The organism is Clostridioides sp. ZZV14-6345, from assembly GCF_020657775.1.
GTDB classification, from domain to species: Bacteria; Bacillota; Clostridia; order Peptostreptococcales; family Peptostreptococcaceae; genus Clostridioides; species Clostridioides difficile_D.
Window position 1 is genome coordinate 1 of the sequence record NZ_JAGWCX010000104.1, and the last position, 7401, is coordinate 7401.

The following is a 7401-nucleotide window of genomic DNA, read 5'->3' on the forward strand; positions in this document are numbered from 1 at the left end:
TTCTAGAGAACCCTTTTTAGTTTTATCTACTTTAAATAGTCTTATATTAGAAACTAATTAAAATAGATTTCTACTATTCATAGTTTTATTTTTTATTTAAAATACGATGCAATAAAGATGTAAATTTGTATCAAAAAAGAAAGAAGAGATGATTTTATTGTTTCAGAAAAGTAATTATAAGTGGTATATGTACTTTCATATGTTTATTGACATTTGTAGTACACACATTTGCTAATGAATTACAATACAAAAATATTGAATAATATTCAGCTATAGAATATATAGATGATTCTATGGAAAAAATGAGTTGTATAAAATCTAGTATCTATAGATTGACTATTTCTTATAAAATTGCAACTATAATAAGTTCTATAGAATTAAAAATAAAACCTTAGAGATTTTTGATAGATTGTAGACTAAATTTGCCACCAAAATCGCTTTATGGTGGCAAATACAATATATTATTAAAATATAATCTATATAAACGTTACTATTGCTTGATTATTTTAGCCACAGTTTCCACATGAGTAGAATGAGGGAACATATCTACAGGCTGTGCCTCAACACATTTAAATCCGTGCATATTTAGATAATCTAAATCCCTTGCTAAAGTAGAAGGATTACAAGAAACATAAACTATTCTTTCTGGATTCATTGAAACAATAGTTTCTAATACCTTTTCGTCACATCCCTTTCTAGGTGGGTCTACAACCACTACATTGGCAGTCTTACCCTCACTATACATCCTAGGAACAACTTCTTCTGCCTTACCAACATAGAATTCAGCATTATGTATATTGTTTAATTTAGCATTTATCTTAGCATCTTTTATGGCATCCTCTATAATTTCTATTCCATAAACTTTTCTAGCCTTTTGTGCCAAAAATAAAGATATTGTACCTATACCACAGTAAATATCAAAAACAGTATCAGTATCCTTTAAATTTGCATATTCAAGAGCTTTATCATATAATACTTTAGTTTGGACAGGATTTACTTGGAAAAATGATAATGGTGAAATCTCAAATACTAAGTCACCTATATAATCATTTATTTTGCCATCTCCATAGACAACTATATTTTCGCTTCCTAGAATAGCATTCGTATCTTTTTGATTTACATTTACAACCAAAGTCTTAAAACCAGGTATATTTTCCTTAAGTACTGAAGCCAATTCTTTAAGATATGGAAGTTTATTTCCATTAGCTACTAATACTACCATTACTTCTTTGGTTGTAAAACCTATTTTTGTTACCAAATGTCTAATTAACCCTGTATGAGTCTTTTCATCATATATACTTACTTTATAAGCTCTTATATATGTTTTTATTATCTTAACGATTTTATCATTTATCTCATGTTGTATTACACATTTTTCTGTTGATATTACATCATGAGTCTTCTTTTTATAAAAACCAATAATTGGAACTCCATTGTTCTTTTGTATTGGAAATTGAGCTTTATTTCTATATCTATATGGATTCTCCATTCCTATAGTATCATGAACTTCTACATCCTCTAACTTTCCTATTCTTGTAAGTACTTGCTCAACTTCATTCGTTTTCATTTCAAGTTGCTTATTATAATCTAAATCTTGTATCTGACACCCTCCACAATCTCTAAGATTGTCACTACATACTCTTTTCACTCTGAATGGAGACTTTTCTATTATCTCAACAATATCTCCTACAGCATAATTTTTCTTTACTTTATTAATCCTAACTTTAACTTTATCTTGTATTAATCCGCCCTCTACAAAAACTGTAATACCATTGTACTTTCCTACTCCTACTCCGCCTTGCCCAATGTCTACTATATCTACAATATACACCTCGTTTTTCGAAAGCATAAATCACCCTCCAATCAATCTATTATATTTAAATCTTTACAAACTCTTTTCTTTAAATTTATATTAAAATATTGCTATTAATTAAACTATATTTTTTACTAAGCTACAATATTTTATTTTACCAAAAAAAAAGGAGCTTATAAAGCCCCTTGGTAAATAAATTTATTATTTTTCTTATAAAACTCTAGTTGAACCTCTATATACCACACCTCTTGATGCATCCACAGTTACAACTTCTCCATCTTTTACTAGATTTGTTATATTAGTTGCAGACACAATAACTGGTATATCTAAATTTATACCTACAATAGCTGTATGTGATGTCATTCCACCATTTTCAGTTACTACAGCTCCTGCTTTCTCTATATAATTGTTCATTTCAGCGTCAGTAGCAGTAGAAACCAGTATGTCTCCTTCATTAAAGTCTACACAAGTATCTCCATTCTTTATTACACGAACTTTACCTTCTACTGTTTGAGTACCTACACCTATACCTTGCACGATTTCTTCGCTTATTACATGAACCTTTATTAAGTTAGTAGTTCCGCTTACTCCTACTGGTACTCCAGCAGTTATAACTACCAATTCTCCATTATCTATATAATCTGCTTGTCTAGCTGCTTCAATCGCTTTTTCTATAACTTCATCTGTATTTCCTGCAACAGAAGATTTAATTGGGTAAACCCCCCATGTAAGAGCTAATTTATTCATAGTCTTTTCATTATTTGTAGTAGCTATTATTGGAGATTTTGGTCTAAACTTAGATACCATTCTGGCAGTGTATCCTGAAGAAGTAGATGTTATTATAGCTGATGCATTTAAATCCACTGCTGTTGTACAAGTTGCATGACTTATTGCATCTGTTACTGTAACATTATTAGTACCATGTTCCTTTAATAATCTGTCATAGTCTAAAGTCTCTTCTGTTCTTTTTGCTATTGTAGCCATCATTTTTACTGCCTCTACAGGATATTTTCCAGCAGCAGTTTCTCCAGATAACATTATCGCATCTGTTCCATCATATATAGCATTGGCAACATCTGTAACTTCTGCTCTTGTCGGTCTTGGATTTCTTATCATAGAATCAAGCATTTGAGTAGCAGTTACAACTGGCTTTGCTAATTCATTACATTTTTTTATCATCATTTTTTGAACTATTGGCATCTCTTCAGTTGGTATCTCAACACCTAAGTCACCTCTAGCTACCATTATACCATCAGAAACTTTTAATATTTCGTCTAGGTTCTCTACACCTTCTTGGTTTTCTATTTTAGATATTATTTGTATATCAGTTGCATTATTGTTCTCTAATACTTCTCTTATTGCTAGTACATCAGATGCCTTTCTTACAAAAGAAGCAGCTATATAATCTATTCCTTGACTTATTCCAAACTCTATATCGCTTATATCTTTAGGAGTTATTGCTGGTAAATTTATTTTAACACCAGGTACATTTACTCCTTTGTGATTTTTGACTACTCCTGAATTTTCAACAATACAAACTATATCTTCTCCATTTATTTCTTTTACTCTTAGACCAACTAAACCATCATCTATTAGTATAGAATCTCCTGCTTTAACGTCTTCAGCAAGACCTTTATAACTTACTGTACACATTTCTTTAGTTCCTATAATATCTTTCATAGTTATAGTGAACTTTTGTCCTTCTTCTAAAAATACCTCTGGGTCTTCAAAATTACCTGTTCTAATTTCTGGACCTTTAGTGTCTAATAATATAGCAACTGGCTTATTTAATTTTTCTCTAACTTTCTTTGCCATATCTATTCTTTCCTTATGTTCTTCATGTGAACCATGAGAAAAGTTAAATCTACACACATTTAGACCATTTTGCATAAGTTGAGTTAAAACTTCCTCGCTTTGTGATGCTGGACCTAGTGTACAAACAATTTTTGTCTTCTTTACATTATTTAACATATTTGCTCCTCCTGAGATATTATTCCACAGATTTATTTTTAATACTAAAACTTATATAGATAATATTTTTGCCATCTCATAAGCTTCTTTATCAAATACTTTCTTTTGAGCTAAAGCCTCGCTTATTTCTAAGTCAATTATTTTGTTTTCTTTTATTCCTACAACTCTTGCTGATTTTCCATCTAATAATAATTCTACTGCTCTTACTCCAAGTCTGCTTGCTAGTATTCTATCAGATACAGTTGGGCTTCCTCCTCTTTGGACATGACCCAATACAGTTACTCTTAAATCTGCTCCTGACTCTTTTTTCAGTTCCTTTTCTAAATCGCTGGCGCTTCCGACTCCTTCTGCTAAAACGATTATACTATGTCTCTTACCTCTTTTTTGAGTAGTCTTTAATCTTAGAGCAACCTCATCTACTGTAATATCTACTTCTGGTACTATTATAGTTTCCGCTCCTCCTGCAAGACCTGCATATAAAGCCAAATCTCCACAGTGTCTTCCCATAACTTCTACTATATTAACTCTTTCATGAGATGATGATGTATCTCTTATCTTACCTATAGCATCTATAATAGTATTCATTGCAGTATCAAATCCTATAGTATAATCTGTATATGCTAAATCATTATCTATAGTTCCTGGTATACCTATAGCTGGGAATCCTAAGTCACTAAGTTTTTGAGCTCCTGCAAATGAACCATCCCCACCAATTACAACTAAGCAATCGATTTTATATTTCTTAAGAATTTTTACTGCTTTTAATCGACCTTCTTCTGTTTTAAATTCTTCACATCTAGAAGATTTTAATATAGTTCCTCCTCTGTGTATAATATCTCCAACAGAAGATAGGTTCATTTCAGTTAAATCTTCTTCTAGTAATCCCTTATATCCTCTATTGATTCCATATACTTTGCATCCATAATATATTGCTGATCTTACAACCGCTCTAATCGCAGCATTCATTCCTGGAGCATCTCCTCCACTTGTTAGTAATCCTATAGTTTTCATTTTTTACCTCCTTGGATTTTATGTCAATTTTTTATTATAATCGTTGTTATTGTATTCTAATGGACTTTTTTTGTCCCTATATCACTTTTCAATCCCATCAAGACTAAAAAAATTAAATGTCCTTAAATGTCCATTTTGTGATATTATATCACAAAACGGACAATATTTTTCATATTATTATAATATATTTAGATTTTTATATAAAAAATCAAGCTTTTATTTTTATGTTATCTTTAGGAAGTAACCTTTCTAAGTTATTTATAAATTCATCACATATACAAGTTAATGCTCCAGTCATTTTATATGCTTTACGTTCACCATTTATATTTTCATCCATAGGATATAAGTATATACTGTCATTGCCTGGATATTGTTTGGCTATTTCTACAATATTATTAGTTGTATCAGTATCAGACATACTATCTATTTTCAAATACAATTTTTTACCATTTTCTGCTTTAATATTCTCCACATTTCTAGTTCTTCCTGAATTGTGGCTTCTAGCTGTAAAGTCAGTATCATCATTTATATCTTTTATCTCTCTAGCTATAAGTTTTGCATTTTCGCCTTCTTTTATACTTAATGTTCCTTTTACATAGATTATATTATCTTCATTTAAAATGACATTGTATTTTTGTAATAGTTGAGGGAAAACTACTATTTCTATAGCACCATACAAATCTTCTAATTCAATAAATGCCATAATTTCATTTCGCTTTGTAGTTTTTATAGTTTTAGTTACAATCATTCCACCCATTATAACATCTGTTTCATTCATTTGTAGGTATGATTCTTCTTCCTCTTTTAATGAATTCAATTTTCCATTATCCATAGACGTTTTTTCTTGCAATTCTTTTTCAAATTGTGATAAAGGATGTCCACTTACATACATTCCCAAGACTTCTTTTTCAAGGTTAAGTCTCTCTCTTTCTTCATACTCTTGCCTTTTAGGCAAACTATATATTTGTTGAAAATCACTATCTTCTTCATTGTCTCCAAAAGCATCAAATAGAGAAATTTGACCTTGGACATTTTTCTTTCTATCCATAGAGACACTTTCTAATAAACTTTCATAACCAGCCATTAGACTAGCCCTATTTTCACTTATATTATCAAAAGCTCCACATTTTATTAGACTTTCTATTACTCTCTTATTTGTATCTTTTTGGTCTAATCTTTTGACTAAATCTACTAAATCTACAAATAATCCATTAGATTCTCTTTCATCAATTATATTGTTTATTATATTTACACCAACATTTTTTACAGCTGCTAGACCAAATCTTATATGGTCTCCTTCAACTGAAAATTTTGAAAAACTCTTATTTATATCTGGAGGCAATACATCTATTTCCAGTGCTTTACATTCTCTTATATATTCAACTACCTTATCAGTGTTTCCCATTACACTAGTTATCAATGCTGCCATAAACTCAACCGGATAGTATGTTTTTAGATAAGCTGTCTCATATGCTAATACTCCATATGCAGCTGCATGTGATTTATTAAATGCATAACGAGCAAAGTCTATCATGTCATCAAATATTTTATTAGCTATTTCCTCTTCTACACCATTTCTAATACAACCTGCAATTTCTAAGTTACCATCTTCATCAAACTTACCATGAATAAAATACTGTCTTTCTTCTTCCATTACATCCATCTTTTTCTTACTCATGGCTCTTCTAACCAAGTCACTTCGTCCATAACTATATCCACCTAAATCTCTAACAACCTGCATAACCTGTTCTTGATATACCAAACAACCATATGTTACTTCCATTATAGGCTTTAATTTCTCATGTAGGTATGTTACATCTTTTGGGTTACTTTTATTTTTTATATATGCAGGTATGGAGTCCATTGGTCCTGGTCTAAATAAGGATATTCCCGCTACTATGTCTTCAAAATTGTCTGGTCTCAGTTGTTTCATAAAACTTCTCATCCCAGCACTCTCCAATTGAAATACCCCTAACGTATTTCCAGATGAAAGCATCTCATATACCTTTGGGTCATCATAATCCATCTTTGAAAAATCTATTTTTTCTGTATAGTTTTTTATGACTCTATTCTTTTCTATTAAATCAAGTGTATCTCTTATAACTGTAAGAGTTCTTAGCCCTAGAAAGTCCATCTTTAAAAGCCCAAGTTCTTCAAGTGTTGTCATAGTAAATTGCGTTGTGATTGCATCTTGATGCTTGTATAAAGGTACATACTCATCTACAGGATTTTTTGATATAACTACTCCTGCTGCATGAGTAGAAGCATGTCTTAGCATACCTTCTATCTGTTTTGATATATTTATTATCTCTTTTGTTTCTGGGTCTTGGTCATACAATTCTTTAAGATTAGGATTTGTATCCAAAGCCTTATCTATTGTCATTCCCAAAGCAAACGGGATTTCCTTGGCTACCTTGTCAACTTTATTGTAACCTATATCCAATACTCTTCCAACATCCCTTATTGCAGCTTTTGCACCCATTGTTCCAAAAGTTATTATCTGTGCAACATGGTCATCACCATATTTTCTCTTAACATAATCTATAACTTCTTCTCTTCTCTCATAACAAAAATATGACGATAGGTAATCCTTTGAAGTTATCTCC

General features: G+C 30.8%; 4 protein-coding genes. All 4 read right to left on the minus strand.

Annotated features, from left to right (window positions below):
- Window positions 1–490 precede the first annotated feature (490 nt).
- Window positions 491–1849, minus strand: a complete 1359-nt coding sequence (gene rlmD / locus KGF39_RS18445; RefSeq protein ID WP_227823426.1) for a 23S rRNA (uracil(1939)-C(5))-methyltransferase RlmD — start codon at window positions 1847–1849, stop codon at window positions 491–493.
- A 174-nt stretch (window positions 1850–2023) separates the two neighbouring features.
- Entirely contained in the window at window positions 2024–3784 is a 1761-nt protein-coding gene (gene pyk, locus KGF39_RS18450) for a pyruvate kinase (RefSeq protein ID WP_227823427.1), read from the minus strand.
- 51 nt (window positions 3785–3835) lie between these two features.
- Window positions 3836–4795: a 6-phosphofructokinase gene (gene pfkA / locus KGF39_RS18455; RefSeq protein ID WP_054275253.1), complete on the minus strand. Its 960-nt coding sequence runs from the start codon at window positions 4793–4795 to the stop codon at window positions 3836–3838.
- A gap of 208 nt (window positions 4796–5003) precedes the next feature.
- A partial coding sequence (gene dnaE, locus KGF39_RS18460; RefSeq protein ID WP_227823428.1) for a DNA polymerase III subunit alpha occupies window positions 5004–7401 on the minus strand: 2398 nt, incomplete at its 5' end.